Source organism: Rhizobium sp. USDA 4016 (genome assembly GCF_056279705.1).
Genome location: NZ_JBWCCY010000002.1, coordinates 439161 through 466120, shown reverse-complemented (window position 1 = coordinate 466120; position 26960 = coordinate 439161). Strand labels below are relative to the sequence as shown.

Here is a 26960-nt window from a genome sequence, read left to right as displayed (position 1 = left end):
CATTTCATGACCACGCTGCAACAGGTGGCTTTTCGCGCGGGGTGTTCGCTTGCAACCGCGAGCCGGGTCTTAAACCGCAACGGTCCCGCCAGCGACGGAATGGTCCGCAACGTACGCCGGGCAGCAGCCGAACTCGGCTATCGGCCGGCGGGACTTGCCGCTGGGAAACTTGGGCGACGCCCGGTTGTCGGCGTCCTTATACCGAGCATAACCAATCCGGTTTTTGCCTCATCGCTTTCCAGCATTCAAAATCGCATGCTGGTAGCCGGTCACGGCGTTGTAATTGCCCAGTCCAATTATGATCCTGGGCGCGAGGCTGACGCCGTTGCATCGCTCCTGAACGACCGTCCAACTGGCCTGATCCTTACCGTCTGCGATCCGCTGACGAGTGCCGCCCTTCTGCCGTCCCTGCCGCCGACGGTTCTCCTCAACAACATGCCGACGCAGCGATTTCCCGCTGCGGTCACGGCCGACAACCGCCGCGCCGGACGCGAACTTACCGACTTTCTGATCGCTCTGGGACACCGACACATCCTCTTCGTTTCGGGAAATTTCGTCGCCTCCGACAGAGCTAGATCCCGCTATGCCGGTCATGTCGACGCCATGCATGAAAGGGGCCTTACGCCGCTGGATGCGGTCGAGATCCCGTTTGTCAGCGGTTATGAGGAGCTCGATCTCCGCGAGGCGATGACCACGTATTCGCCGACAGCGATCATCGCCTCCAATGATCTTCTTGCCTTCGGCGTTATCGGCGCGCTCAGGCGCGAGGGCTACTCGGTGCCCCGGGACGTTTCCGTCGCCGGCTTCGACGGTATCGCGATCGGCCGGCTGATGGACCCGCCGCTGACGACGATCGAGATGCCCGATGCCAGCATGGGAGCGACGGCGGCCTCGCTGCTCCTCGATATCGCCGAAAACGCCGCCCCTTCCCGCCATCTCGATGTTGCCTATACGCTGCGCAAAGGCGGAACGGTACGCGATCTCACTCAAGATCCGACATGGTAAAGCCGCCGAATGTGAGATGCGGCGGCTTCGTGCTGAGGCGAACGGCTCAGCTGCGCGGCAGCATGCCCTGAACGTCGTCGGCTGCGTCGTCGAGCGCTTCCTTCGGCTCGGCAGAGCCGTCGACGATGCGCGAAAGGTTGTCGACGATCGTCTGCGTGACCTTCACGCCGTTGCTGCCCGGGAAGGCATACCAAGGCACCATCACCGGCATCTGGCTCAAGCCCGCCTGGAAGAGCGGGTTCTGCTTATAGAAATCGCCGAGATATTCGGTCGACTTGGCGGCAAGTTCGTTGTTCGGAACATAACCCGTACCTGGAACGACGACGGAAGCGCCATAGGGACCGGCAGCGAACTTGGCGAACTTCCAGGCGGCGTCCTGCTTTGCTTCATCCTGCGTCAGGATGACGACGGCGTTGCCGCCGGTCGGCAGTCGCCCGTTGACCGGATCGATCAGCGGGATCTTGGCCGTGCGCAGATCGAACTTGTTGCCGACATTCTTGATCGTGTTGCGCAACGCGCCGGTCGTCTGGAATTCAAAACCGACCCTGCCGGCGGCAAAGGCCTGTTCACCGGCAGCCTTGGTGAAGACCGGCATGCCGCCTTCAGTGACCATGCGGTGCAGGGTCTCGACGGCCTTCTGACCTTCCGGGCCATTGAAGGCAACCTTGCTCTCATCCTCGTTCAGCATCTTGCCGCCGGCGCCGAAAAGCAGAGCCGAAAACATCCAGTCGTCGCCCTGCCAGCGGAAATCGATGCCGTCAACGCCGTTGCCGAGCGCCTTGATCTTGCCGCCAAGCGCAATGACCTCGTCCCAGGTCTTCGGCGGATTGTCCGGATCGCCGCCGGCTGCCTTCACGAGATCGGCATTGTAGTACATGATCGGGTTGGAGGTCGCAAAGGCGAGACCGACCTGCTTGCCGTTGACTTGCGCAAGCTTCAAGATCGTGTCGGAGAAACCCTGCTCGGCCATGTTCCCGTCCTTTTGGACGAGCGGGCTCAGATTAAGACCGACGTTACGCTCGTTTAGCATGCGCAGGCGATTGAGGCCGACGAATGTGACGTCGGGCAATTCGCTGGTGCCGACCTGGCGAAGGATCGTTTGGATACCTTCTTCGTAAGTTGCAGACGGGCTTGCGAACTGGATCTTGATATCCGGATTTTCTTCCATGAACTTCTTCGAGATCGTGTCCATCACGTCCTTGAAGAAGCCGGGCATGGGGTAGTGAACCGTCAGCGCTGTTTCGGCACGAGCCGGAAGCGAAATTGCCATCGATACAGCCGCTGCGGCGAGAAGCTTGGTGATATGTTTCATCGCTCGTTCTCCTTTGTTAGGACCGGTCAGCCTTTAAGACCGGTCATGGTGATGCCCTCGACGAAACGCTTCTGCGCCAGCAGGAAGACGGCAACGAGGGGAAGGGTAATGGTCAGCGTTGCCGCCATCAGCGCGCCGTAGTCGTCGCCAGCTTCGGCGGCGCGGAAATACATCAGACCGAGCGGCGGCGTCGCATAATCCTGCCTGCTGATGACGACCAGCGGCCAATAAAGATCGTTCCAGTGGGCGACGACCGAAAAGATCGCAAACGCGGTCACTGCAGGCCAGGCGTTGGGAACAATGACGCGGGCGACGATGCCGAGTTCCGACATGCCGTCGAGCCGGGCGGCATGGATGAGATCATCCGGCATGGCGCGAAAGAACTGCAGAAACATGAAGATCGCGAAAACCGAAATCGTAAAGGGAGCGACAAGGGCGGCATAGCTGTTGAGCAGCGAAGCGCGGTCGAAGGCCACATAAAGCGGCAAGGCGGTTGCGTGAATCGGCACCAGAAGGCCGAGCATGACCAAGACCATCATCATTCGTGCGGCGCGGAAGCGCAGCTTCGCCATAGCATAGGCGCAGGGGATCGCGACGAGCACCTGGAAGAAGAAGATCAGCCCGCAGACGACGACCCCGTTCCACAGCAGCCTCCCCATCGGCACGCGGCTCAGCGCCTTGGTGAAGTTCTGCACATAGTTGAAGTGCTCGGGGACCAGCGACAGAGATGAGGTGAAAATATCGCTCTGCGCCTTGCCGGCGGTCGAGATCATGAAGACGTAGGGCGCCAAAAACACAATGGCGCCAAGACAAAGCAGTGCCAGACGGATAATTCTGCCGAGGGGAAAGGCGCTCGTCGTCATGTGTAATGGACCCGGCGGTCAAGAAGGCGGTACTGCAGGAACATCAGCACGACGAGGATTGCGAGAAAGACGACCGTCATCGCCGAGGCATAGCCGACGCGCAGGTAGACGAAGCCTTCCTGGTAGATGGTGAAGAGCAGCACCTCCGAGGCTTTGTTCGGACCACCCTCGGTCAGCGTCTTGACAGTCTCGAAGACCTTAACGGCGTTGGTGATGCTGATGGTGATGACAAAGAGCGTCGTCGGGCCGAGCATCGGCCAGGTGACCAGAAAGAAACGATCGACTGCGGATCTGGCGCCGTCCACCTCGGCTGCGGCATAAAGCTCACGCGGGATCGCCGTCAGGCCAGCAAGGAAAAGCACCATATTGAAGCCCGCCGATTGCCAGACGCCGATGATCGACAGGCTGTAAAGCGCCGTGCCGGAGCTACCGAGCCAGTTCGGGCCGGAAAGTCCGACAAGCGAAAGCAGCGCGTTGAGCGGGCCGATGGTCGGATGGAACATATACTGCCAGACGGTCGCCATGGCGACGATCAGCGAGGCGACAGGCAGGAAATATGCGGTGCGAAAGAAACTGCGCGCCGTGGTCTCGCTTTCGATCAGCATCGCAATGCCGAGCCCGAGGCAGATCGAGACCGGCGCGACGATTGCCGTGTAGACCGCCGTGTTCCACAGCGACCTGCGAAAGGTGCGATCGGTGATCAGGTCAGCGTAGTTTTCCAAACCGACGAAACGGAACGTTCCATAGCCGAGCTCGAAGTCGGTGAAGCCGAGGATGATGACGGCAACGACCGGAAGAAGCACGAAGAGGAAAAGCAACACGATCGCCGGCAGCGCCAGCATCCAGGCAATGCGGGCTTCGCTCAGCCGATGCGCTGCGGCTGGATCTCGCGGCATGGCCATGGACGTGACGCTAGCCATGCGCCTTCTCCAGCTTGGCATCGGCAGCAGCAACGACACTGCGCAGGCGCAGGCCGTCTTCGGCAAAAACCATGGCTCGTTCGCATGAGAGCTGAAGGGCGACAGGGACGCCGGCTGAAAGACCGGCGGCCCGCGCAGGCGAAAGCTTGACGATCATTGTCTCGCCGATCGTATCCAGCCGGCAATAGATAATGACCTCTGATCCCAGGAATTCGATCCGCTCGATGCACGCGGGAAGTCCGTCATGCCTGCTCTCGGCGAGGTGAACGAATTCTGGGCGAATGGCGATGGTGACCGAAGCTTTCGACTGCGCCATGGTCTTAAGCGCCAGGCGAATTCCGCCAAAGGCGACGATACCGCCTTCAGCAACCGCCGGCAGCAGGTTGATGCGCGGCTGGCCTATGAAGCGGGCAACCTCGATATGCGCTGGGTCATCGTAGATTACTTGCGGACTCGCGAGCTGTAGTAGATTGCCGCCGATCATCACGGCGAGGCGGTCCGCCATTGAGAGAGCCTCCGCCTGGTCGTGCGTGACATAGACGGTAGGTACGCCGGCGCGGCGATGCAACTCGACGATTTCGCCGCGCGCATGGACGCGCAAGTTGGCGTCAAGGTTGGAAAGCGGCTCGTCCATCAGGAAAACGCTTGGTTGGCGTACCATGGCGCGGGCAAGGGCCACGCGTTGGCGCTGGCCGCCGGACATCTGCCCGGGCTTGCGGTCCAGCAAATGGTCGATCTTCAACGATTTCGCCATCTCCCTGACGTCACGCTCAATGCTTGCACGGATCGTGCGCTGGCCGGGCGTCAGTGGCCCCATGAGTGGCAGGCGCTGCATTCTTGAGAGCCGGCGCATTGCAAGCGGCACGGCGATATTTTGCGATGCCGTCAGGTGCGGGTAGAGCGCGTAGGATTGAAAGACCATCGCGATATTGCGGTCGGCCGCTGCCATCGCCGACACGTCGCGCCCGCCGATCGCAATTTCGCCCTCGTCGGCATGGTCGAGGCCGGCAAGGATACGCAGCAGGGTGCTCTTGCCGCAGCCTGAAGGACCGACAAGCGCGATGAACTCGCCGGGCTGCGCTTCGAGGCTCACGCCCTTGAGGATTTTGCTGCCGCCGAAGGACTTCGTGATACCGCCAAGCGAAAGCGTCGCGCTCATTCGGCCGGCTCCTGCGCCTTTGCCGCATGCGGATAGACCTCGTGCACGACGTCGTCGAGCACATGCGCCGTCATGCCGGGAACCGCGACGGTGTGGCTTTCGGCATCATCGCCAAATTCGTGGACAACGGCACCGATCAGGCGCTTGCCCGGCATTTCACGCTCCATCTTGTTGATGATGAAGGCGGCCGACGGTCCCCATGTCAGCGCTGTCTGTTCGAAGCGTCCCTGCCAGGCCCAGTGCAGATGGCCGCTGGCAAAGAGCGCGACGTCATGTGCGGCGATCAGGTCGTAAAGCCGGCGGCGCTGGGACGGCCTGACGCTCCAGTAACCGGTATCGCCTTCATGCGGCTCGTCGACGAAAAAGCGGCTTGTGCGCAAAAAGCGCAATGCGACGGCCGCCCCGGTCTTCCAAAGCCTTCCGGAGCCATTCGAACTGCGCTTCCTCCTCGTCATCCTCATGGCCGAGCAGCAGCGAATTGAGGCCGACGAAGCGCCAGGAACCTGCGTCTTCCAGCCATCGGTCCTCACCGGCCAGCCGCCGCCAGCGCTGAAGCCGCTCAGTATTGACCGGCTGACGCGAGCCTGGGAGATCGCCGACATCGTGATTACCCGGAACGATGAGCATCGGGATGGAAGCCTGACGCATGAGGCCCATCGAAAAGATGATGTCCTCGTCCAGATCCGCGCCGTCGACGCTGAGATCGCCGGTATGGATGATCAGATCGGCACCGGTTTTTTCGACCCATGTCAAAAGCGGCGCCCAATTGCCGTTGAAATGCGGCTTGTTCGGGCTGAAATGCGTATCGGTGATCTGAATGATTTTCATGGGCGCGCCTCCGGGTCAGGGAAGCGTCAAACGTCCCTTTGAACGATCGGCGCTTCTTGGTGACCTCTCTAGAAGGCTCCCATGTCAAATAGGCAGCGGCGGTTTTCAGCTGTTTTCCAGTTTTGTCATCAATCCGTCATGAAGCGTCATGTCTTCGCAGAGGCGGAAGTGAGACCTTTCAGACCCCGCACTGTTCTGGCCCTCCCGCATGGACCTATTGCGGTGTCGCCTGCGACCGCTTCGTCCTTACGGTGACGATAAAGGCGGCCGTAAACAGGATGGAGAGCATCAACACAATGGTCGGCGCTGGTGCGCTATCAATGAAAAAAGACAGATAGATTCCAGCACCTGAAGCGATTAAGGCAATGACCACCGACAGGATGAGCATCCTGCTGAAGCTGCGCGTCAGCAGGAAGGCAATAGCGCCCGGTGCAATGAGCATCGCGATGGCGAGGATAATTCCGACCGCCTTCAACGCACCGACAACGGTCAGCGAAATCAGGCAGAGCAAGCCGTAGTGCAACAGGTTGACCCGAAGGCCGACGGCCCTCGCCTGGGCCGGATCGAAGGCATGCAGCAGGAAATCCTTCCACTTGATAACGATGATGCCCGCAGTCAATGCCGCAATGACGGCCGCCTCGGCAATGTCGCGCCAGGCAACGCCCAGCATGTCCCCGAACAATATGTGATCGAGATGCACCTCGGACTGGATTTTGACGTAGAGCACCAGGCCGAAGCCGAACATGCCTGAAAACACGATGCCCATCACCGTATCCTGCTTGATGCGGCTGTTGTCTTTCAAAAAACCAGTGGCAACCGCACAGAACATGCCGGTGACGAAGGCGCCAACTGCAAAAGGGATGCCGATGATATACGCAATGACCACGCCAGGAAAAACCGCATGGGAGATGGCATCGCCCAGCAATGACCAGCCCTTGACCACGAGAAAACAGGAAAGCAGCGCCGTCGGCACGGCCACAAGCATCGAGATGACCAGCGCATTGACCATAAAGCCGAACTGGAAAGGCGAAATCAGCGTCTCAAGGATATTCATTGACGGGCCTCGTGAACTTCGGCCGCCCTGCGACGCGCCGCCAGCATTCCGTGTTTGGGAGCAAGGAAGAAGGCGGCAAGGAAGAGGAGGGTCTGCAGCACGACGATGATGCCGCCAGTTGCGCCGTCCAGGAAATAACTCGCATACGCGCCGACGAAACTGGTCGCCGCGCCAATGACGACGGCGATCGCGAGCAGCCGGGGGAAGCGGTCCGTCAGCAGATAGGCAGTGGCGCCCGGGGTCACCACCATACAGATGACGAGGAAGGCACCTACCGTCTGAAGGGCGGCGACCGTCGATGCCGAAAGCAGCGTGAAGAACATGATCTTGAGCGCAGTGGGATTGAGGCCGATCGACCGTGCATGGGTCTCGTCGAAGAAGGTGACCATGAGATCCTTCCATTTGACGAGAAGGATGGCGAGCGAGACAAACCCGATGACGGCGAGCTGGAGAGTGTCCTCCGGGGTGATGGCGAGAATGTTGCCGAGCACGATGGTCTGGACGTTCACCGAGGTCGGCGACAGGGACACCATGAAGAGGCCGAGCCCGAAAAAGGAGGAGAAGATCAGGCCGATAATGGCGTCCTCTTTCAGCCTAGTACGCTGGTTGAGGAAGAGCATCGCGGCGGCCGCAAGGCCGCCGGAGAAGAATGCGCCGACCGAAAAGGGCAGGCCCAGCATATAGGCGCCGGCCACCCCGGGGACGATGGAATGGGAAAGCGCATCGCCGATCAGTGACCAGCCCTTGAGCATCAGGTAGCAGGATAAAAACGCGCAGACACCGCCGACCAGAGCCGACACCCACATGGCATTGAGCATGTATTCGTAGGTGAAAGGCTCAATCAGAAAGGCCATCAGCGCGAGCCTCCATTACCCCGTGGCTCGTGCGCGACGAACCGGCCGTCTTGCAGCACGAGCGGGCGTTCGTCGTCGGTCATCACATCGATCGGATGTGACTGGCCATCCTTAGCCTCGGCCAGCAAGAAGTGGCGCAGCACGCCGCCAAAGGCCTTTTCAAGATTTGCCTGCGTGAAAGTCTCGGCAGTCGTGCCATGGGCGAGCACTGTGCCTTTGACGAGCACGGTGCGGTCGCAGAATTCAGGCACCGAGCCGAGATTGTGCGTGGAAACCAGCATGACCCGGCCCTCGTCGCGCAACTCGCGAAGCAATGCGATGATCTGGTCCTCGGTCTTGACGTCGACACCGGTGAAGGGCTCATCGAGCAGGATGACGCGGCCGTCCTGGGCAAGCGCGCGGGCCAGGAAAACGCGCTTCTTCTGCCCGCCTGACAGCTCGCCGATCTGGCGTGTGCGGAAGTCGCTCATGTTGACGCGTGCGAGTGCCGATGACACAGCAGCGTGATCTGCCGCCTTCGGGATGCGCATCATGCCCATGTGGCCGTAGCGGCCCATCATGACAACGTCCTCGACCAGGACTGGAAAATCCCAATCGACCTCCTCGCTTTGCGGCACGTAGGCGACGAGGTTCTTGCGGAGCGCCTCACCGACTGACATCCCGAGCACTCTTATCTCGCCCTTGGCAAGACGCACGAATCCCATGATCGACTTGAACAGCGTCGACTTGCCGGAGCCGTTGACACCGACCAGCGCGGTGATCGTGCCCATCGGGATCTGGAAACTCGCATCCCAAAGCCCAGTATGGCCATTGCGATAGGTGACGGTGGCGCTTTTCACCGCAATGCCCGATCCCGCATCGAAAGACGCGTGACGGGCAAGATTGCTGAGCGGCTCATTCATTGCGACAGGCCCTCGACAAGGCCCTTTTCGACCGTGTCGGAAGTTGCGCGAAGCAGATCAATATAGGTCGGCACAGGCCCGTCCTCCTCGCTGAGGGAATCCACATAGAGCACGCCGCCGTAATGTACGCCGGTTTCGCGCGCCACCTGCCTGGCCGGCTTGTCGGACACCGTGCTCTCGCTGAAAACGGCAACGATCTTGTTGGCATCGATGGCATCGATCACCTTGCGGACCTGTTGTGGTGTTCCCTGCTGGTCGGCATTGATCGGCCAGAGATAGAGTTCCTTCAGGCCAAAGTCACGGGCGAGGTAGGAAAAGGCGCCCTCGCTCGATACCAGCCAGCGCTTATCCTCGGGAATCTGCGCAAGCTTTTCTCGGATCGGCGTAATGGTCGCCTCGATCTTCTCTTTGTAGGCGGCAGCGTTGGCCTGGTACGCCGCGGCGTTCTTTGGATCGTACTTGACGAAGGCATCGCGAATGTTGTCGACATAGATCAGAGCATTCTTCGGCGACATCCACGCATGCGGATTGGGCTTGCCGGTATATGGTCCTTCGGAAATGCTCATCGGTTGAACGCCTTCAGAGACGACGACGCCCGGAACGTCACGGAGGTTGACGAAAAACTTTTCGAACCAGCGCTCGAGATTAAGGCCGTTCCAGAGGATAAGTTGAGCGCCCTGCGCCCTTTGTATGTCACCGGGTGTCGGCGAATAATTGTGGATCTCCGCACCCGGTTTGGTGATCGATTCCACGATGGCGGCGTCGCCCGCCACATTCTTGGCCATGTCGGCGATGACCGTAAATGTCGTCACCGCCTTGAACTTCTCCTGAGCCGCTGCCGGCATCGCTGCGACCGACACGATTGCTGCCGCGATCAGTCCGGCTAACAAGCGCCCTACCCGTTTCAACATGCCGATGCTCCTTGCTGCGAATGATTTGCATATGCAGTCTTATGGAAAGGCCTCCATCTTTGCAAGTGCGACTTATTCGCAATTATGAAAGCTTTGTGAAATTTGATCTGCGAGCCTGAAAGGGGCGGCGGCATCTACCATGGCGCTGCCACCCGATTATCCGGAAAAATTTCGAACCCTGGCCTGTCGGATTGCGCAAGGGACCTTCGTCTTATCATCAGCATTGGCGAAACGCACGCGATAGAGAGGAAAGACCCATGTTCCGCACGGCCCTGATTGCAGCAGCCCTGTTTGTCACCAGCTCCCTCCTTGCCGAGGCGCAACCGGCGGGCAACCGCGTTAAGGTCAACGGCATGCAGATCTATTACGAAGTGTCCGGCGATGGCGATCCGTTGGTCGTGCTGCACGGCGCCTATATGAATATCCCCTCCATGGGAACAATTGTCCCGAAGCTCGCCGAAACCCATAAGGTCTACGCGCTCGAACTTCAGGGGCACGGCCGCACCACCGACATCGACCGGCCGATTACCTATCCCAACCTGGCCGACGACGTGGCGGCCTTTATGGACGCGGTCGGGCTCAAGAAGGCCGACATATTCGGCTACTCCATGGGCGCGGCCGCCGGGCTGCAAGTTGCCATCCGCCATCCCGAAAAGGTGAACAAGCTGATCGCAGCCTCCGTCGCTTATGACGCTGAGGGCTGGCAGCCGGAGTTCAGGGCCTTCATCCCGCAAATGACGGTGGAAATGTTTGTCGGCATGCCGTTTGCTAAGGACTATCGCAAGCTTGCCGCCAATCCCGACGGTTTTCCCGCCCTGGTCAAGAAGCTGATCGCGCTGGAACACGAGCCGATGGCATGGGAAGCGGACGTCAAGGCGGTGAAGACACCGGTGCTGATCGTCACTGGCGACGCCGACGTTGCGACCCTCGAACATTCCGTTGCCATGTTCCGGCTGCTCGGCGGCGGCACTATGGGCGACATGGGCAAGCCGCTGCCGGCCTCGCGCCTCGCCGTCATGCCGGCGACGTCACACACGGCTGTCATCAACCAGCCCGAGCTGCTGCACGCCTTCATCGAGCCCTTCCTGAAGGGCGAGACGCCGAAGGGCATGTTCGACTAGGGTACGCATCGATGCCCGTCGTAAGCTCCCCTCGAAACAATTAGCAGCCAATCGTGGACGTGCATGTCAGCTGGATGCGAAGGCCCACCATGGCAAGCCTTCGCATCCAGCCCAGCGGCCGACAGATTTTTTCGCGGTTAACGAAACGAGGCCGAGTGAACCGCATCATAAGCCGCTGTGCCATCCGGCATGGGAAATCGACCTCATCACCGTAAAGGAAAAGCGCTGGAGATTCTTAAGGCCACGATCTCAGATCAGGAGGCTTGCGCGCTGTAGGCCAGGTCATCATCGGGCGTGGTCACCACCACGGGTCGGCGCGCGAATTCCGAGGCTGGAACGGGTCGTCCCACGTGGAATCCCTGAACATCGTCAATTCGGCATTCCCGCATCAGCTCGAGCTGTTCTTCCGTTTCGACGCCTTCTACGAGAATGCGATGCCCACGATTGCGGATGAGCCGGATTATATCGCGCAGCATGGATCTTCCACGCGCAGTATCGCTGTCGTGAAGGAAGGATCGATCAATCTTGACGGTGTCGAAGTCGATCAGGCGAAGCCAGGAAAGACCCGCGAAGCCGGTCCCAAAGTCGTCCAGCCAAATCTTGATGCCAAGCGCTTTCAGGTCGCTAATGCAACGGATAACATCCGAATGCATTTCCAGTTCAAGCCCCTCGGTTATTTCGAACGCGATCCTTGCGCCCATCACGCCGGTCTCGGAAAGGACGGCGGCGACGCAGGAGGCAAAACCAGGTGCTCTCAACTGGATCGGCGAAACATTCACGCTCACCAGTTCGATATGATTTGCAGCCAGCAGTTCCCTGCAAACGGTGCGCAGGGCCCAATAGCCAAGTTCCATTATCGCACCGGATCGCTCGGCTACCGGGATGAAGAGACTTGGCGGCGCTGCAGTGCCGTCAGGCATGCTCAGTCGCATGAGAGCCTCGACCGCATGCACGTTGCCACTTTCGACCTCTTGAATCGGCTGATAGACAAGGGAGACGAGCTCCTGAGCCACAGCAACCTTCAAAAGTGCGGCTATGTGCGCCGTTTCGTCACCGCTTTGAGGATCGTTCGGATCGAAAAGTTCTGCGCAATTGCGGCCGTTTGCTTTCGCCGAGTAAAGAGCGCGATCCGCTTCGTTGATGATTTTCTCAAGTTTCGAACCAGATTCTGGTCTTGTGACTGCCGCGCCAACGCTGACCGTCACCACCGGCACCCCGTCGAGACGCTGCCCGTGCGCAATTTTAAGGTCTTCGACGGTTAGACGGAGTTTTTCAGCGAGATCCGCAGCCTCCACATCGTTGCGCAGGGCCGCGATTACGATGAACTCCTCGCCCCCGTAACGCCCAATCGTCGCCCCTATAGACGCCGCAGCGTCGTCAAGAGCCGTCGCCACAGCGATGAGGCATCTGTCCCCCTCCTGATGACCATAGAAGTCATTATACTTTTTGAAGAAATCGACATCGATCAGAAACGTCGCAAATTCGATCCCATGCGTTTGCCATTTCTCCCAAAAGTCACGCAACTTTTGGTCGACGGCCCTTCGATTTTCCAATCCGGTCAATGGGTCGGTATTCGACAGCCTGAGAAGTGCCTTTCCCCGCTCCGAGGCTTCCTGGTGCTGGAGGTCCGCCTCATGCGCGTTGAGGAAGACGTTGAAGCGTTCCTTGTTAAGCTTCCAATTCACATAGGACGTGAATGTGAAACACGATAAGTAGAACGTCACGAAAGCGAGATCGTAGGAAGGCCCGGGACTGAAGACTGCAAGCGATGCAAGGAATATCGCCAGCACCAGGCTCGATGCGATAACCGATAATGCAAAGCGAAAGCTGAAGAAGAGGTTCGCGCCCATCATGAAGATCGCGCCGAACACCATATAGTAGGACAGACTTTCAACTCTTGTCGTCAACAGCGTCGGAATGACCCATCCCGCATAGCCCAGGACCAAGGCGGCCGCGCATGTCAGATCGAGGCAGTTGGTACGAACGCCTCGCCGAAGTTGAACTTCAAGCACGAGCAGGGCTCCGAGCCCGACGATCACCCGCGCGATGATGGTGAAGATCGCCACATCGGGAACAAGAAGCAGGTCGGTCACGAAGAACATCAGATAGACCGTGACTGCCAACCAAAGGCCAGCGCGGGTCGACGTTCTACGACGCTGATCGCCCTGTTCGAGATAGAGAGCGCGCAGATCGCAGGACTGATAAGCCTTTTCCTGCGCAATGAGCGTTGTCTCGACTTCTGCCAGCGTGTGCCTCATGCACGGTTCACCCGAACTCATCGAAAGGTTTCCGTCCGCTTCCGCGTCGTCGAAACAATTTGCGGTCATTGCAGATGGCACGGCCAAGGTTGTCGCGACGATAGTTATTGTCGATGAAGTTTTGGTTAAGCCCCATGCCGGCACAAGGTTGCCGGGTCACAATGGGTTACCAATTTTCCGCTATTGCGCCATTTATTAAACTCTAGCGCGAGGCAATTTCTTTTTCTATAGTTAGCTTAGTATTAACGGAAACAACAAAGTGAACCGATCTCAGACAGCTCTCGACGGAGTTAGCCTCGTCACCCCTGATCTCATCGCGGGGAGTTCAAAATTATCAGACAGCGGGTATCTGCAAGAACGCTTCATTGAAGGGCGTGCAGAACTGGCGGTTTTGCTCGCCTTAAGCGAGCAGCAATTCAAGAACCGCTTGCCGGCGGCAGAAATCGTCCGGGATCTGACGACGCGGCTGAGTGAACTGAGGCAAAAGCTGCCTTCCTCTGTCTGGCAGCGCCTCACGCCGATTGCTCGCGAACATCCCGTCGCTGCCTATCTTCTTGAAGATCCCCTGACCCGCTGGTCCTTCGAAAAACCTCGCGGCTACTCGGGCGACGCTCAACTTCTCGACTTCATTTACGAGCATCCGAGCATGAACCCGGCGATCGAAAAGGCTTCCGCTCTGGGACGGGATCTTTATGCATACACAAAGCAAGCTTCGTCATCTGTCGCTGTGCGCGAAAGGCGGAACCTTCTGACCGCAAAGGTGGACGCCATCGCATCTGGTCGGCCGGGCGACACCGAGATCCTGACGATCGCCGCTGGACATCTGAGGGAAGCGGACCAGTCGACGGCGTTGCAGGACGGCGCGATCAGTCGCTGGGTGGCGCTCGACCAAGACCCGCTCAGTGTCGGATCAGTGGCGCGCGACTTTGCCGGAGGTCCGGTCGAGGCCATCAATGGTTCCGTACGCACGCTCTTGTCACGTTCTCAGCAACTGGGGCGTTTTGACTTTATCTACGCGGCCGGCCTCTACGACTACCTTGCGCACAATGTGGCAGTGAAGCTTACCGAACGTTGCCTGCAGATGCTCAAGCCCGGCGGTCAATTTCTGTTCGCCAACTTCGCGCGCGACATACACGTCGAGGGATATATGGAAACGTTCATGAACTGGGCTCTTCTATGGCGCTCTCAATCGGAGATGTGGTCGATTATAGGGGGCCTTCCAAATCAGGATCGGTTTGAAGCAAAGGTGGAGTTCGGCGAAAACAGGAACGTCCTCTACGCGATCCTGCAGACCTGAAGTTCGATGCTGATGCGGGCCGCCTGAGACATAGATCGCCTCGACCGGCTCTTACCGGAACGGCGGTCGTGAAGAGGCAGCAACAGCGCCGCGCCTTTGCGCGGCGCTTGAGCCATCTGTGCAGGTTCAAACCGCCAGGACCGCGGCGCAATCGCCAGGTTTTATCAGTCCCGGAAAATGCCGCGCAGCGAGGATGCCGGTCATTCTTGAGCAGAGCTCGACCGGAAGACTGCCGGTTCTTCCGACCGGATGGATGCGTGCCACAACCTCACCCTTTTTCACGGGCTGGCCGAGGTCGACTGCAAATTCGACGAGCCCTGCTTCCTCTGCGAAGAGGAAGCAGTCTCCATCCGGCATGTCGAGCCACTGGGTGGGCTGCTCTTCGACGACACCCTCAACGATGCCGGCATGCGTTAGAACGTTCATCACCCCGCGTTTGGCAATGGCCGCGCTTTTCGCCGTCGCCGTCCCGCCGCCGCCAAGCTCGGTGGTGATGAAGATCTTGCCCATCTCCTCGGCGGCCGTGTCGTACATGCCGACGGCGTCGATCTCCAGCATTTTCATCGAGTAGGGCGCGCCGAACGCCTGCACGAACTCGAAACCCTTTGCCTCCTGTTTCTTGTCTGGAAGAATGTGGGCGGCGCAAAACGGCAGAAAATCGAGTGTCCTGCCGCCCGAATGGAAGTCGAGCACGATATCGGCAAGCGGCAGAAGGACCCGCTGGAAATAATCGGCGATCTTCTGTGTGACCGTGCCATCCGGCCTGCCCGGAAAGCTGCGGTTCATATTGCCCTTGTCGATCGGCGAGGTTCTGGTCTGCGACAGGAACGCCGGATAGTTCATGGCGGGCACGATGATGACGCGGCCTTTAACTTCTTCTGCCCGAAGCGTGCGGGCAAGATCGAAGAGTGCGATCGGCCCTTCATATTCATCGCCGTGATTGCCGCCTGTCAAAAGAGCGGTCGGGCCGCGGCCGTTTCTAATGACGGTGATCGGGATCATGACCGATCCCCATGCGGAATCATCGCGGCTGTAGGGCAGCCGCAAGAAACCATGCTGAACGCCGTCCGCCTCGAAATCGACCGTCGCACTGATCGGCGATGGGCGCATTATTGTATCGCTCATCATCCCATCAGTCCTTGACCATCAACTTTCGCGGCACATTGGCGAGGCACTCGACGCCAGTCTTCGTGATCAGAATGCTTTCGGTCGTCTCGAAGCCCATGTCTTCGAGCCACAGACCTGTCATGAAATGGAAGGTCATGCCGGGTTTCAATTCCGTCTTGTCGCCGGGACGCAGGCTCATGGTCCGCTCGCCCCAATCCGGCGGATAGGAAAGCCCGATCGGATAACCGGTACGATTGTCCTTCAAGATCCCGTATTTTTTCAGGACCGCAAAGAAGGCATTGGCGATGTCTTCGCAGGTATTGCCGGGCTTTGCGACGGCAAGGCCGGCTTCCATGCCTTCGAGCGTTGCTTTTTCCGCATCGAGAAAAGCCTGCGTCGGCTTGCCGAGGAAGACGGTCCGCGAAAGCGGCAGATGGTAGCGATTATAGCAGCCGGCGATCTCGAAGAAGGTTCCCTCGCCCCGTTTCAACGGCCGGTCATCCCAGGTGAGGTGCGGGGCAGAGGCCTCCACGCCCGACGGCAGCAAAGGCACGATGGCCGGGTAATCCCCACCGATCCCGTCGACGCCTCTTGTCCCAGCATCATAGATCTCCGCGACGAGATCGCATTTGCGCATGCCGACTTCGATCTTGTCGAAGATGCGTTGATGCATGGCTTCGACAATGCGGGCGGCATTGCGCATATATTTGACTTCCGTCTCGCTCTTGACGGCGCGCTGCCAGTTGACGAGCGCCGTCGCGTCGACGAAACGGGCATTCGGCAGATGGTTTTGCAGCGAAGCGAAGGCTGCCGCCGAAAACCAGTAATTGTCCATCTCGACGCCGATCGAAATCTTACTGAGGCCGCGGTCCGTCAAAATGCCGGAGAGGTAATCCATCGGGTGCCGCTCGGTCGACTGCACGTAGTGATCGGGATAGCCGATGATGTTTTCGTGTTTCAGGTAGGCGGTGAGCTTCGCGCCATTGGCGTCCTGCCCGCGGCCGAACCAGATCGGTTCGCCGGACGGCGGCACGATCACGGCCTGATGCACATAGAAGGACCAGCCGTCGTAGCCGGTCAGCCAGGCCATGTTCGATGGATCGCTGACGATCAACAATTCGATGCCCTTGGCCTCCATCGCCTTTCGGGTCTTGTCGAGGCGGGCGCCGTATTCCTCGCGCGAAAATTTGAGTTTAGGCTCACTCATGGTCTTTTCTCCCTTGTCCGGTGCCGCACCGGTCAGCTTTCGAATATGGTTCCGGCGTTGGCGGCGTTGGCTCGCGCAAAGGCAAGCGTGGCGATGGCGGTGTCCTGTATGCCGGTGCCGGTCAGGTCTGCGATCGTGATTTGCGTGGCGTCCGAACGGCCCTGACGTTGACCGGCTACGATCTGTCCGAGCTCCGGAAATGCCGCGTCGGCGGCAACCGTGCCTGTTGCGATCGCGTGGTGAAGTTCGCCCAGCCGGCGCGTCTGCTTCAGGCTGTCGGCGACATAGAGCCAGGCTTTGGCGATTGCGACGGGGTCAATCTCGTTCTTGTGTTCCGCATCAGAACCCATGGCCGTCACATGCTGGCCGGCCTCCAACCATTCGGCTTTCAGGATCGGCGTTTGCGAAGGCGTGGTCGTGACGATGACGTCGGCCCCAGCGACCGCATTCTTCGGGTCTGCCACCGCGGTGACGGCCAACCCAAGCGCCTTCGCGAGCTGCGCGGCAACGCCCTGCGCCTTGGCAAAATCGCGCGCCCAGATCCGCGCCTCGCGGATCGGCCGTACCAGCATCAGCGCCTCAAGCTGCAGTTTCGCCTGCATACCGGCCCCGAAGATCGCCGCGACCTTCGAGTTCTCGCGGGACAGATGCTTTGCTGCGACGGCTCCTGCAGCTGCCGTTCTGACGTCGGTCAGGTAGCCGTTGTCAAGGAGCAGCGCTTGAACAAGGCCGGTTCTGCTGGAAAGCAGCACCATCATCCCGTTCGTGCTCGCAAGCCCGATTTTGGGATTGTCGAAGAAACCGGGACTGATCTTGATGGCGAAGCTTTCGATGCCTGGGACATAAGCCGTCTTCACATCGACTTCGCCACGATGTTCCGGAACGTCGAGCCTCAGGATCGGGGGCATGGAGACAGCTTTCGTCGCCAGCGCTTTAAAGGCATCTTCGACGCAGGCGACCGCGTCAAGATCGAGGCCGATGACCTTCCGAAGATCTGCTTCCGTCAGAATGACCATGGAGCTCATGCCACATCCTTTCTGATAGGCGCGGTCGCGCCGTTGATCACACTTCGATGCTGCTCCATGTCGACATTGCGGCCTGACAGGATCGCAACCACCGGCCCGGTGATCTCGATCTTGCCGGCAAGCAGCGCCGCAACCCCGACAGCACCCGCTCCCTCGATCACCTCGCGTTCCATTGAATAGGCATGACGCATGCCCGCGGCGATCTCCGGCTCGCTCAGAAGAACGACGTCATCAAGCAAGTCGCGGCACATCGAGAAAGTGAGCTGGTTATCGAGGCCGATGCCGCCACCTAGGGAATCGGCAAAGCTCTCCTCTTCCTGGACCTCCACCGGGCGCCCTGCCTCAAGGCTTGCCTTCATGGCGGCACCCCGCTCCATGGTGAGGCCGATGATGCGAACGTCCGGATTGATCGCTTTCAGCGCGGCTGCGACACCAGACGCGAGGCCGCCGCCGGACAGCGGCACGAGGACCGTTGCGGCCTCGGGGCAATCCTTGAAGACTTCCAGCCCGAGTGACCCCTGCCCCGCAATCACCCTGGCGTCATCAAAGGGTGGGACCGCGACCAGCCCGTCGTCTTGTACAAGACGGTCGACCTCCAACTGGGCGTCGTCTTGGGAGCGCCCGATGATCCGGACATTTGCGCCGAGCCGGCGGATCTCGGCCACTTTGTTTTCGGGAACCAGCCGCGACATGCAGATGGTCGCCGTAGAACCCGCCGCCTTCGCGGCATAGGCAAGCGCGCGCCCGTGATTGCCAGTCGAGGCGGCAACGACGCCGCGCGCCTTCTCCTCTGCCTTAAGCGAGAGCACGGCATTGGTGGCGCCGCGCAGCTTGAAACTGCCGGTAATCTGCTGGTGTTCGAGCTTCAGGTAGACAGCTGTGCCCACACGTTCGCTGAGCGCGTCCGACCTTATGATCGGGGTTTTCCGGACCCGGCTGGAGATGCGCTCGGACGCAAGAATGATGTCCCTTAGGCTGACTGGCAAAGACGTGGTCATGACATCAATTTTCCGGATAAGGCATCGTCATGAGACGGGCGACTTCCGGCCGCGCTTGATCCTCGCCGCAAAGCCTCAGGCAGGCCCAGGCAGTCGCAAGATTGCTGCTGACTACCGGCTTGCCGATCATCCGTTCGATCCTGCCTGCGACCTGGGCGGCACGCAGCGCCGTACAGGAGATGAAGAGGGCATCGGAGCCTGGCGCAGTGGCGTCAAGCGCAAGCGCTGCGATCTCGTCCGGCGCAATCCGCGCCATCTCGCGGTCGTCGATGAACCCAAGGCAGGTGAATCGGTCTATTTCGAAACCGAGATGTGCAAAATAATCCGCCATCGGCCTGCTTGTTTCGACGGTGTAGGGCGTCAGGACCGATATTCTTTTTGCGCCGAAGGCGCGCAGCGCGTCGACCGCAGCCGCCGTCGGCGTGACGACCGGCACGCCGGGCTTTGCAGCGGCGATTGCAGCCTCGACCTTGGCATCACCGATGACGACCGATGCCGACGTGCATGAATAGATGATCGCATCGAGCGGTTCGCCTGGCAGGATGAGACCTGCTCCTGACGTCAGCGAAGGCTGCATTTTCAGGAGGTTTTCCGGCGTCGTCGGATTGGCGTAATGGATGCGGCTCACATAGACGCCGATGCGGTTGCTCGCGACCATTCGCTGGAAGTCGACTTCCGTCGTATGGTCGGTTGCAAGGATCACAAGGCCCACGCGCTTTTCCAGAGGGCGCTCGTCCAGCCGCGGACGGCGGCTTGCCGTCAGGATATCGATCGTTGCCGTCATCTCAGTCTTCCGTCCGAGCGTAGCGCTCTTCGAGCCAGCGCAGGCCGATCACCGAGATCAGGCTGATCGCCAGGAAAAAGATACCGACCAGCGTCATCGGCTCGATATAGCGGTAGTTGCTGTTGGCGATGCTCTTGGCCTGGTTCATCAGTTCGAGCACCGTGATTGCCGAAAGCAGCGGCGTCTCCTTGAACATCGCGATGAAATAATTGGCGAGCGCCGGGATCATCGGAGGGATCGCCTGCGGCAGGATGACATGGATCCATGCCTGGCGCGTGGTGAGGTTGGTCGCCTTTGCCGCTTCCCACTGCCCACGCGGCACATTCTCGATGCCGGCGCGGTAGACTTCGGCAGTATAGGTCGCATAGTGGAGGCCGAGGCCGATGACGCCGGCGACGAGTGGCGCAAGTCTGATGCCGATATCCGGCAGCACGTAGAAGATGAAGTAGAGCTGCACCAAAAGCGGCGTGCCGCGGATGAATTCGGAGAAAAAGCCGACGCCGCGCGATACCGCGGTGATCGGCGAACGCCGCACAAGCGCGATCGCAAGGCCCAGGATGGCCGCAACCACCGCACCGAGTACCGTCGCAAGGATGGTGATCTTGAAGCCTTCGATGAGCGTCGGCATGATCTGCCAGACGAAATCCCAGTCCCATTCCATCGATCTAGACCCTCATTCCGTCGAGACCGCGGGTCATGCGCCGCTCGAGCCAGCGCATCGCAGTCGAAATTGCCCAGGCCATCAGGAAGTAAAGAACGAGAATGGTCGCAAACGGTATCAGCGTATTGCCCGTCTGTGCCCGCACGACCTGCGCCTGGAAGGTCAGATCCGTCAGCGAGATCAGCGAGACGACGGCGGTCCCTTTCAGAAGTTCGATCGCATTGTTGCAGAAGGTCGGCAGCATCAAGGGCAGCGCCTGCGGCAGGATGATGTAGCGCATGCGCTGGTAGCGCGACAGGTTGAGCGCGATGCAGGCTTCGCTCTGTTCGCGCCCGATCGCCTTGACGGCACCGCGAACGACTTCTGCCGCATAGGCGCCGACATTCAGTCCGAGAGCAAGAACGCCTGCCTGGAGCGGTGTCAGGGTGAGCCCGGCAAAGGGCAACACGAAATAGACCCAGAAGAGCTGCACGAAGATCGACGTGCCGCGAAAGAACTCGATATAGGCTGTTGCAAGCGCCCGCACGGCGAAGAAGCGCGAAAGCCGCGCAAGCCCAGCCACGAATGCCATGACAAGCGCCAATGCCGATCCCATGAGCGTGAGCTTGATGGTGACGAGCGCACCTTCCAGGATCAATGTGAGGTAGCCGGACCATACCGACATCTGGACGGGTCCCTTTCAGGAGATTGAGAAACCGGCTCCGCTCGTTGGCGGAGCCGGACGTCCGCAGGCTTACTTTGCTGCGCAGAGCTTTTCGCGGCTGGTCGACATTGCGGCTGCGGCCGAGAAGCCGTAGGGTTCGATGATCTTTGCGAACTCGCCGGATTCCTTCATCTTCTTGAGCTCGACGTCATAGGCGTCGCGAAGGGCAACGTCCTGCTTGCGGAAGGCCGCACCATCGCAATAGACGGGGGCGCCCACGACCGGTGCAACCGTCTCTAGGTTCGCATCATTGGCCTTTGCCATCAGATCGTGGATCGACAAAACCGGCAGGGAGTAGGCGTCGATGCGGCCATCCTGCAGCATCTTGATGCCGCTCTGGCCGTCCGGAACGACGATGACGCGATCGCGCGGCACGCCGGCCTCAAGCGCGAGCTTTTCTTCCGTGCCGCCGCCGGGTGCGCCGATCTTGGCATCCGCATTGTCGGCGATATCCTTATAGCTCTTGAGCTTCAGCGGGTTGCCCTTCTTGACGGCGAAGGCTTCCGCGTCGCAGAGCATCGGCTCCGAATAGGCGACGGCAGCACAACGCTCGGGCTTCATGAAGAGGCCGGCGGTGATCGCATCGTGGCGGCCGGCCTGCAGGCCCGGGATCATCGCGCCATATTCGGAAATCGAGGCGACAACTTCCTTGACGCCGAGGCGTTCGAAGATCACCCGTGCAACGTCAGGCGCTGCGCCCGACACCTTTCCGTCCGCGCCGACCGACGTGAATGGCGGCTCGTTTGCGATGGCGATGCGGGCAAAGCCCTGCTCTTTCAGCTCTTCGAGATCGACGGCCTGTGCTGGCGCAATCGCTGCCGAAAGAAGTGCGGACAATGCGGCTGCACCGAGAAGAATTGTCTTTTTCATGTTCCCTGCTCCTGGTTTTCCTTGGATTATTGCTTGAGGCTGCATAGCGGTCAGATGCGATGTCCGGCCGCGATGATCTTGCGCAGGAAGGTTTGCGTCCGCTCCTGCGTCGGATTGCGGAAAATGTCGTTGGGACTGCCTTCCTCGACGATCTTGCCGCGGTCGAAAAAGAGCACGCGATCGGCAAAATCGTGGGCGAAGCCCATTTCGTGCGTGACGAGCAGCATCGTCATGTCGGATTCCGACGCGAGGTGCTTCATGACGCTCAAGACCTCCTCGACGAGTTCGGGATCAAGCGCCGATGTCACCTCGTCGAAGAGCATGATCTTCGGTGACAGCGCAAGCGCTCTGGCGATTGCGACACGCTGCTTCTGGCCGCCGGACAATTGGGCAGGAACGCTCTTGGCCTTGTCAGCCATGCCGACCATGTCCAGGAGCTCCATCGCACGCTTTTGCGCATCCGCGCGCTTGATGCCTTTCGTCAGCATCGGCGCAAGCGTCACGTTGTCGAGGACACATTTGTGGGGAAACAGATTGAAGTGCTGGAAGACCATGCCGATCTTCTCACGCATGCGATGCAGGTGGCGCTCGTCTGCCGGGACAAGCTCCTTGCCGCGCGGCATGTGATAGAGCTGCTCGCCGTCGACCTCGATATGACCGCCGCTGATCGATTCAAGCGTCATCAGGATGCGAAGGATGGTCGTCTTTCCCGATCCGGACGGCCCGATCAGAGCCAGCTTCTCGCCCGGCATGACATTCATCGACAAACCGTCGAGCACGGTCAGCGGCCCGTACTTCTTGACGATGTTGTCGATGCGGATGATCGGCGCCGTCATTCATCTCTCCCTGTTGAGACAGGCAATGCACTAACGATGACGGCCGATCCAAATCATGTCAATTCGCAAAATAATATCATGACAATTATTCTGACGCTGCTCATTTCGCGAGCAGTCGCGTCAAATCGCAAGCAACAGCGCCTCGGGATTTCCTTGCGCCAGAGATGCGACAATCCCAAGGCCGGTGCGCAATTCGCCTTCCGTGGTCGAGCCGAGTGAGATGCGCACGGCGGGCGTCCACCCCTGGTCGGCGGTCCTGAAGGAGGTGCCGGGCGCAATCGCAACGCCACGCAGGCGGGCCTGCGACACGAAGGAATCCTCCTGGTGGGCGCCCGAAAGCGGCAGCCAGACGTGCAGGCTTTGGGGATGGGCGCGATAGGCAAGGCCCGTCAGCGTCTCTGCGGCGATCGCATGCCGGCTCTTCAGCGCCTCGCGCTGCCACCTGACAAGTTCCAGAGCCGTGCCGTCGCTTACCCACCGGGTGGCGATTTCGGCAATCGCCGGCGTCGCCATCCAGCTCGAAACGAGATGGCGGTTGGCAACGGCGGCGACGTAGCGGTCAGGCGCTGCGAGATAGCCGATGCGCAAGCCCGGTACGGTGATCTTCGTGAAGCTCGTGACATAGAGCGTGCGCTCCGGCGCAAAAGCGGCAATCGGCGGCGCGCGATCCTCCACCAGCGGACCCAGGATGTCGTTTTCGATGATCGCGATATCGTGGCGCGCGGCGACATCGGCAAGCTGCTGCCGGCGCTTGGCGCTCATCAGCGCCGCCATCGGGTTGATGACGGACGGCTGCAGAAAGACCGCCCGGATCGGGCCCTTGCGGCAAGCCTCGTCGAGCGCTTCGGGGATCATGCCCTCCTCGTCGATCGCCAAACCTTCCAGATGAAGGCCGAGATAGGTGGAGAGCGGCACGAGCGTATGGTGGCTGATTGCTTCGGTCGCAACGGTGGAGCCCGGCGGGGCAACGCTCATCAGCGCGACGGTCATGCCGGAGGTCGCACCATTCGTAAGGCAGATATTTAGCGGAGAGACGTCCAGGCCGCAGCGCGACAGCCAGTCCGCCGCAATGGCGCGGTGACGCGGAAAGACCATGTTTGGTCTGAAAGACAGGGCCGAACTTGATGGAAGATTCTCCGAAAGCCACGCGAAGGCTTGGCGCATTTTTTCAAGATGGACCTGCTCGCAGACCGGCTTGAGGATCGAAAGGTCGATCACCTCGCCGAGCCGCTCGGGCAGGTAGGGCGGTTCGGGCTCGCGCGGCTGCGTCTGCACGAAGCTGCCGCGGCCGATCTCCCCCGCTATCAGGCCGCGTCGGATCAATTCGTCGTAGGCCCGGCTCACCGTCTGCACGGAAAGCTGCAGGTCATCGGCCATCTTTCGGTGCGGCGGCAGCCGGTCACCGTCCGAAAGCTTTCCGTCGGCAATCGCACGGGCGATCTGCTCGGCAAGCGAAAGATAAGCCGGCCGGCGAAGCTGGGAGGGGTCGGGGCGCCAATTTGTCATGATTTAAACACTGCTGAAAATCAGTTCAATTGACAATGGCAAAATGCGCTTCCATTGTCTTTTCCTCACCTTTGGAATGATTTGCGCAGCCGGGAATGCCATGAAACTCGACGCCATCGATCTGCGTATCCTCGACGCCATTCAGCGTGACGGACGCATCACCAAGCTGGCGCTTGCCGAAAAGGCCGGCCTCTCGCCGACACCTTGCTGGATGCGGCTTAGAAAACTGGAAAAGGCAGGCATCGTTACCGGCTACCATGCTCGCGTCGCGCTTCGCCGGATCGCCCCGGTTGCGAGCGTCATGGTGGAAGTGACACTCGCCAATCATCGCCAGAGCGACTTCGAACGCTTCGAACGCGTGATTGCGACCATTCCGGGAGTCATCGGCTGCTGGTCGGTCGGCGGCGGGATCGACTATTTCTTGAAGATTGCAGCACCCGATATAGACGCCTACCAGCGGCTGATCGATGACCTGCTTGACCGTGAACTCGGCATCGAGCGCTATTTTACTTATATTGTCACGAAGACGGTCAAGGACGAGACGGTGCTTCCCGTTGGCGCTTTGATTGGTCGACCGAACAATCATGGATAGACGGTCATCCGTATCGGCTGGATGTCAGCCAACCAGATCCGCTCGGATCGGACGCGTTTTCGATCATCTGCGACGCGATGAAAGCCGACAAAGGGCCGCGCCTCATGCCTGGTAATTGGTCGGCGCGAGCGAGCAGTTGCGTTGAGCCACGGGCGAAGGGGATCGATGGGATGGAACCGTAAGCCTGTGCAGGTGTTAAGAACGGACAAGCAAGTGTTTGCTCAACTCAATAGGGGATTTCCATGAATAATCTCATTTGGCTTGTCGGCGCCGTCGTCATCGTAATCGCGATTTTGAGTTTCTTCGGCCTTCGCTGATCGCAGACGTCGGTGATGTGCGGCGGCTCAACCCGCGCCATCGCCGGCATACGGCAGCCTGCCGCGCGCACCGGCGTAGTGGGCTGCCGGTACTCATCTTTCAGCGCCAAAGAGCAAAGACCGCTGCAGGCGGCCTTTAAAATGGCGTCTGCTTGATACCCGTTCTCCCTTGAAGTGGTGTATATCACTGTCCTTCAGCCCATCAAGCGGATCGCTGCGTCTCGGATTGTCATGCGCAAACCGGCGCGTAGACAGATCAGCCGCGGCACGCCGGAGCCTTAGTCAATCTCTCTCTTCTGGCCACCGGCAATGGACAATTTCTCGCCTCCGCCTGTGGGAGACTTGCCCGTCGGCAATGAGGAGATAAATCATGACCGCGGTTTTTGCCCGCCCCGATTTCCACAATGCGCTTTCACGCCTCAAGGACAGGCATCTCCTGCGTGATCTCGCCTATATCGGCGGACGTTGGTCGGCGGGCGACGCCGGCAAAAGCTTCGAAGTCACCGATCCTGCTTCTGGAACAACAGTTGCCTGGGTAGCGAGTCTTGGCGCGGACGAGACGGCAACGGCGATCGACGCGGCGGCGCGGGCAATGCCGGCCTGGCGCGCCATGCTGCCGCAGCACCGGGCAAAAATCCTGCGCAACTGGTTCGATCTGATCCTGGCATCAAAGGAAGATCTCGCCTTGATCATGACGCTCGAGCAGGGCAAGCCGCTTTCGGAATCCTTGGGCGAGATCGATTATGCCGCCTCTTTCGTCGAATGGTACAGTGAGGAAGGCAAGCGGCTGAATGCCGAAAACGTCACCAGCCACCTTTTGGATGCTGAGATGATCGTCCGCCGCGAGGCGCTCGGTGTCGTCGGTATCGTCACGCCGTGGAACTTTCCGTCCGCCATGATCACGCGCAAGGCTGCGGCAGCAATGGCTGCGGGCTGCACCGTCGTTGCCCATCCTTCATCCGAGACCCCGCTTTCAGCACTCGCACTTGCCGAGCTCGGCGAGCGCGCCGGGATTCCGGCGGGCGTATTCAATGTTGTCACCGGTGATGCGGCAACCATCGTCGGCCGCATGTGCGAGGACGAGCGCATCAGGGCGATGAGCTTCACCGGCTCGACCGGGATCGGCAAGCTCATTGCCGCTCAATGCGCGTCAAGCATGAAAAGACTGGTGATGGAGCTTGGCGGACATGCACCACTTATCATATTCGACGATGCCGACATCGAGCGTGCGGCCAGAATTGCCATAGACGCCAAGTTCGCCACGTCGGGCCAGGATTGCCTGGCCGCCAACCGCATCTTCGTGCACCGCTCAATTGCCGATCGCTTCGCTGAGGCATTCGCACGACACATCAAGGCATTGAAAGTGGCAACCGGCCTTTCGGCGAATGCCGATATCGGCCCGCTGATGCACGAACGTGCCATCGTCAAGGTCGAGGAACAGGTCTGCGATGCACTGAAGCGCGGAGCCAAACTGGTCACCGGCGGTAAACGTCACGTCGCCGGCCAACTGTTCTTCGAACCGACGCTGCTGACAGACGTTCCTGCCGATGCTCTCATCATGCGCGAGGAAACTTTTGGCCCCGTGGCAGGCATCAGCGTCTTCGACACGGAAGACGAAGTGATCGCTAAGGCGAACGCCACCGAATACGGTCTCGTCGCCTATGTCGTCACGGAGAATGGCGCCCGGCAAATGCGCCTTGGACGTGCGCTCGAATACGGCATGGTGGCGATCAACCGGGTGAAGATCACCGGCGGTCCCATTCCTTTCGGCGGCTGGAAACAATCCGGACTTGGGCGCGAGGGCTCGAGGCACGGCATCGAAGCTTTCACCCAGCTCAAATATCTCTGCATCGACACGGCCGCCTGAGGC

The 26960-nt window shown here is 59.9% G+C and carries 25 protein-coding genes and 1 pseudogene; 5 read left to right on the top strand and 21 right to left on the bottom strand.

Annotated elements, in window-relative coordinates:
- Positions 1-6: 6 nt before the first annotated feature.
- Entirely contained in the window at positions 7-1005 is a 999-nt protein-coding gene (locus tag ACZ9DP_RS03135; RefSeq protein ID WP_476200201.1) for a substrate-binding domain-containing protein, read from the top strand.
- A gap of 46 nt (positions 1006-1051) precedes the next feature.
- On the opposite strand, the gene ACZ9DP_RS03130 is transcribed toward ACZ9DP_RS03135, so the two are convergent.
- From ACZ9DP_RS03130 to ACZ9DP_RS03090, 9 genes and pseudogenes are all read right to left on the bottom strand, one after another.
- Entirely contained in the window at positions 1052-2317 is a 1266-nt protein-coding gene (locus ACZ9DP_RS03130) for an ABC transporter substrate-binding protein (RefSeq protein WP_476200200.1), read from the bottom strand.
- 26 nt (positions 2318-2343) lie between these two features.
- Positions 2344-3180: a carbohydrate ABC transporter permease gene (locus tag ACZ9DP_RS03125; RefSeq protein ID WP_476200198.1), complete on the bottom strand. Its 837-nt coding sequence runs from the start codon at positions 3178-3180 to the stop codon at positions 2344-2346.
- On the bottom strand, positions 3177-4100 hold the full coding sequence (locus ACZ9DP_RS03120) for a carbohydrate ABC transporter permease (RefSeq protein WP_476200197.1): 924 nt from the start codon (positions 4098-4100) through the stop codon (positions 3177-3179). The genes ACZ9DP_RS03125 and ACZ9DP_RS03120 overlap by 4 nt, the downstream gene beginning before the upstream one ends.
- Positions 4093-5259 (bottom strand): ABC transporter ATP-binding protein, encoded by a 1167-nt coding sequence (locus tag ACZ9DP_RS03115; RefSeq protein ID WP_476200196.1) that lies wholly within the window; start codon positions 5257-5259, stop codon positions 4093-4095. The genes ACZ9DP_RS03120 and ACZ9DP_RS03115 overlap by 8 nt, the downstream gene beginning before the upstream one ends.
- Positions 5256-6087, bottom strand: a pseudogene (locus tag ACZ9DP_RS03110) (metallophosphoesterase family protein). Before ACZ9DP_RS03110 ends, ACZ9DP_RS03115 begins: the two are co-directional and overlap by 4 nt.
- A gap of 214 nt (positions 6088-6301) precedes the next feature.
- Positions 6302-7141 (bottom strand): metal ABC transporter permease, encoded by an 840-nt coding sequence (locus ACZ9DP_RS03105; protein WP_476200195.1) that lies wholly within the window; start codon positions 7139-7141, stop codon positions 6302-6304.
- Complete coding sequence (sitC, locus tag ACZ9DP_RS03100) at positions 7138-7995, bottom strand: iron/manganese ABC transporter permease subunit SitC (RefSeq protein WP_372432552.1); 858 nt, start codon at positions 7993-7995, stop codon at positions 7138-7140. Before sitC ends, ACZ9DP_RS03105 begins: the two co-directional genes overlap by 4 nt.
- Entirely contained in the window at positions 7995-8897 is a 903-nt protein-coding gene (locus ACZ9DP_RS03095) for a manganese/iron ABC transporter ATP-binding protein (RefSeq protein ID WP_476200194.1), read from the bottom strand. Before ACZ9DP_RS03095 ends, sitC begins: the two co-directional genes overlap by 1 nt.
- Entirely contained in the window at positions 8894-9808 is a 915-nt protein-coding gene (locus ACZ9DP_RS03090) for a metal ABC transporter substrate-binding protein (protein WP_476200193.1), read from the bottom strand. Before ACZ9DP_RS03090 ends, ACZ9DP_RS03095 begins: the two co-directional genes overlap by 4 nt.
- Positions 9809-10065: 257 nt before the next feature.
- On the opposite strand from ACZ9DP_RS03090, the gene ACZ9DP_RS03085 reads away from it, so the two are divergent.
- Positions 10066-10929 (top strand): alpha/beta fold hydrolase, encoded by an 864-nt coding sequence (locus ACZ9DP_RS03085; RefSeq protein ID WP_476200192.1) that lies wholly within the window; start codon positions 10066-10068, stop codon positions 10927-10929.
- A gap of 254 nt (positions 10930-11183) precedes the next feature.
- On the opposite strand, the gene ACZ9DP_RS03080 is transcribed toward ACZ9DP_RS03085, so the two are convergent.
- Positions 11184-13187 (bottom strand): putative bifunctional diguanylate cyclase/phosphodiesterase, encoded by a 2004-nt coding sequence (locus ACZ9DP_RS03080; RefSeq protein WP_476200191.1) that lies wholly within the window; start codon positions 13185-13187, stop codon positions 11184-11186.
- A 259-nt stretch (positions 13188-13446) separates the two neighbouring features.
- Here ACZ9DP_RS03080 and ACZ9DP_RS03075 point away from each other — a divergent pair, with 259 nt between their 5' ends.
- Positions 13447-14484: a class I SAM-dependent methyltransferase gene (locus ACZ9DP_RS03075; RefSeq protein ID WP_476200190.1), complete on the top strand. Its 1038-nt coding sequence runs from the start codon at positions 13447-13449 to the stop codon at positions 14482-14484.
- A 126-nt stretch (positions 14485-14610) separates the two neighbouring features.
- Here ACZ9DP_RS03075 and doeB read toward each other — a convergent pair whose 3' ends face one another.
- The 10 genes from doeB to ehuR all read right to left on the bottom strand — a co-directional run bounded on the left by doeB (position 14611) and on the right by ehuR (position 24181).
- Positions 14611-15609, bottom strand: a complete 999-nt coding sequence (gene doeB / locus ACZ9DP_RS03070) for a N(2)-acetyl-L-2,4-diaminobutanoate deacetylase DoeB (RefSeq protein WP_476200189.1) — start codon at positions 15607-15609, stop codon at positions 14611-14613.
- Positions 15610-15616: 7 nt separating this feature from the next.
- Positions 15617-16798: an ectoine hydrolase DoeA gene (doeA, locus tag ACZ9DP_RS03065; protein WP_476200188.1), complete on the bottom strand. Its 1182-nt coding sequence runs from the start codon at positions 16796-16798 to the stop codon at positions 15617-15619.
- A gap of 32 nt (positions 16799-16830) precedes the next feature.
- The gene (gene eutC, locus ACZ9DP_RS03060) at positions 16831-17823 is read right to left on the bottom strand and encodes an ectoine utilization protein EutC (protein ID WP_074072801.1); all 993 of its coding nucleotides are present in this window, start codon (positions 17821-17823) and stop codon (positions 16831-16833) included.
- Positions 17820-18821, bottom strand: a complete 1002-nt coding sequence (eutB, locus tag ACZ9DP_RS03055) for a hydroxyectoine utilization dehydratase EutB (RefSeq protein WP_476200187.1) — start codon at positions 18819-18821, stop codon at positions 17820-17822. Before eutB ends, eutC begins: the two co-directional genes overlap by 4 nt.
- A 4-nt stretch (positions 18822-18825) precedes the next feature.
- Positions 18826-19605 carry an ectoine utilization protein EutA gene (gene eutA / locus ACZ9DP_RS03050; protein WP_476200186.1) on the bottom strand — a complete coding sequence of 260 codons (780 nt, stop codon included), beginning with the start codon at positions 19603-19605 and terminating at the stop codon, positions 18826-18828.
- A 1-nt stretch (position 19606) separates the two neighbouring features.
- Positions 19607-20266 carry an ectoine/hydroxyectoine ABC transporter permease subunit EhuD gene (gene ehuD / locus ACZ9DP_RS03045; protein ID WP_074072804.1) on the bottom strand — a complete coding sequence of 220 codons (660 nt, stop codon included), beginning with the start codon at positions 20264-20266 and terminating at the stop codon, positions 19607-19609.
- Positions 20267-20270: 4 nt separating this feature from the next.
- Positions 20271-20930 carry an ectoine/hydroxyectoine ABC transporter permease subunit EhuC gene (gene ehuC / locus ACZ9DP_RS03040; RefSeq protein WP_074072805.1) on the bottom strand — a complete coding sequence of 220 codons (660 nt, stop codon included), beginning with the start codon at positions 20928-20930 and terminating at the stop codon, positions 20271-20273.
- Positions 20931-20999: 69 nt separating this feature from the next.
- Positions 21000-21839 carry an ectoine/hydroxyectoine ABC transporter substrate-binding protein EhuB gene (ehuB, locus tag ACZ9DP_RS03035; protein ID WP_074072806.1) on the bottom strand — a complete coding sequence of 280 codons (840 nt, stop codon included), beginning with the start codon at positions 21837-21839 and terminating at the stop codon, positions 21000-21002.
- Between the two features lie 50 nt (positions 21840-21889).
- Positions 21890-22675 carry an ectoine/hydroxyectoine ABC transporter ATP-binding protein EhuA gene (ehuA, locus tag ACZ9DP_RS03030; protein WP_074072807.1) on the bottom strand — a complete coding sequence of 262 codons (786 nt, stop codon included), beginning with the start codon at positions 22673-22675 and terminating at the stop codon, positions 21890-21892.
- A 120-nt stretch (positions 22676-22795) separates the two neighbouring features.
- The gene (gene ehuR, locus ACZ9DP_RS03025; RefSeq protein ID WP_476200185.1) at positions 22796-24181 is read right to left on the bottom strand and encodes a MocR-like ectoine utilization transcription factor EhuR; all 1386 of its coding nucleotides are present in this window, start codon (positions 24179-24181) and stop codon (positions 22796-22798) included.
- A 100-nt stretch (positions 24182-24281) separates the two neighbouring features.
- Between ehuR and ACZ9DP_RS03020 the strand changes: the two genes are divergently transcribed.
- Positions 24282-24773 carry an Lrp/AsnC family transcriptional regulator gene (locus ACZ9DP_RS03020; RefSeq protein WP_476200184.1) on the top strand — a complete coding sequence of 164 codons (492 nt, stop codon included), beginning with the start codon at positions 24282-24284 and terminating at the stop codon, positions 24771-24773.
- Positions 24774-24999: 226 nt separating this feature from the next.
- Here the strand turns inward: ACZ9DP_RS03020 and ACZ9DP_RS03015 are convergent, their stop codons facing one another.
- On the bottom strand, positions 25000-25278 hold the full coding sequence (locus tag ACZ9DP_RS03015; RefSeq protein WP_476200182.1) for a hypothetical protein: 279 nt from the start codon (positions 25276-25278) through the stop codon (positions 25000-25002).
- 182 nt (positions 25279-25460) lie between these two features.
- Here ACZ9DP_RS03015 and ACZ9DP_RS03010 point away from each other — a divergent pair, with 182 nt between their 5' ends.
- Positions 25461-26957 (top strand): NAD-dependent succinate-semialdehyde dehydrogenase, encoded by a 1497-nt coding sequence (locus ACZ9DP_RS03010; protein WP_476200180.1) that lies wholly within the window; start codon positions 25461-25463, stop codon positions 26955-26957.
- The last annotated feature ends 3 nt before the right edge of the window (positions 26958-26960 follow it).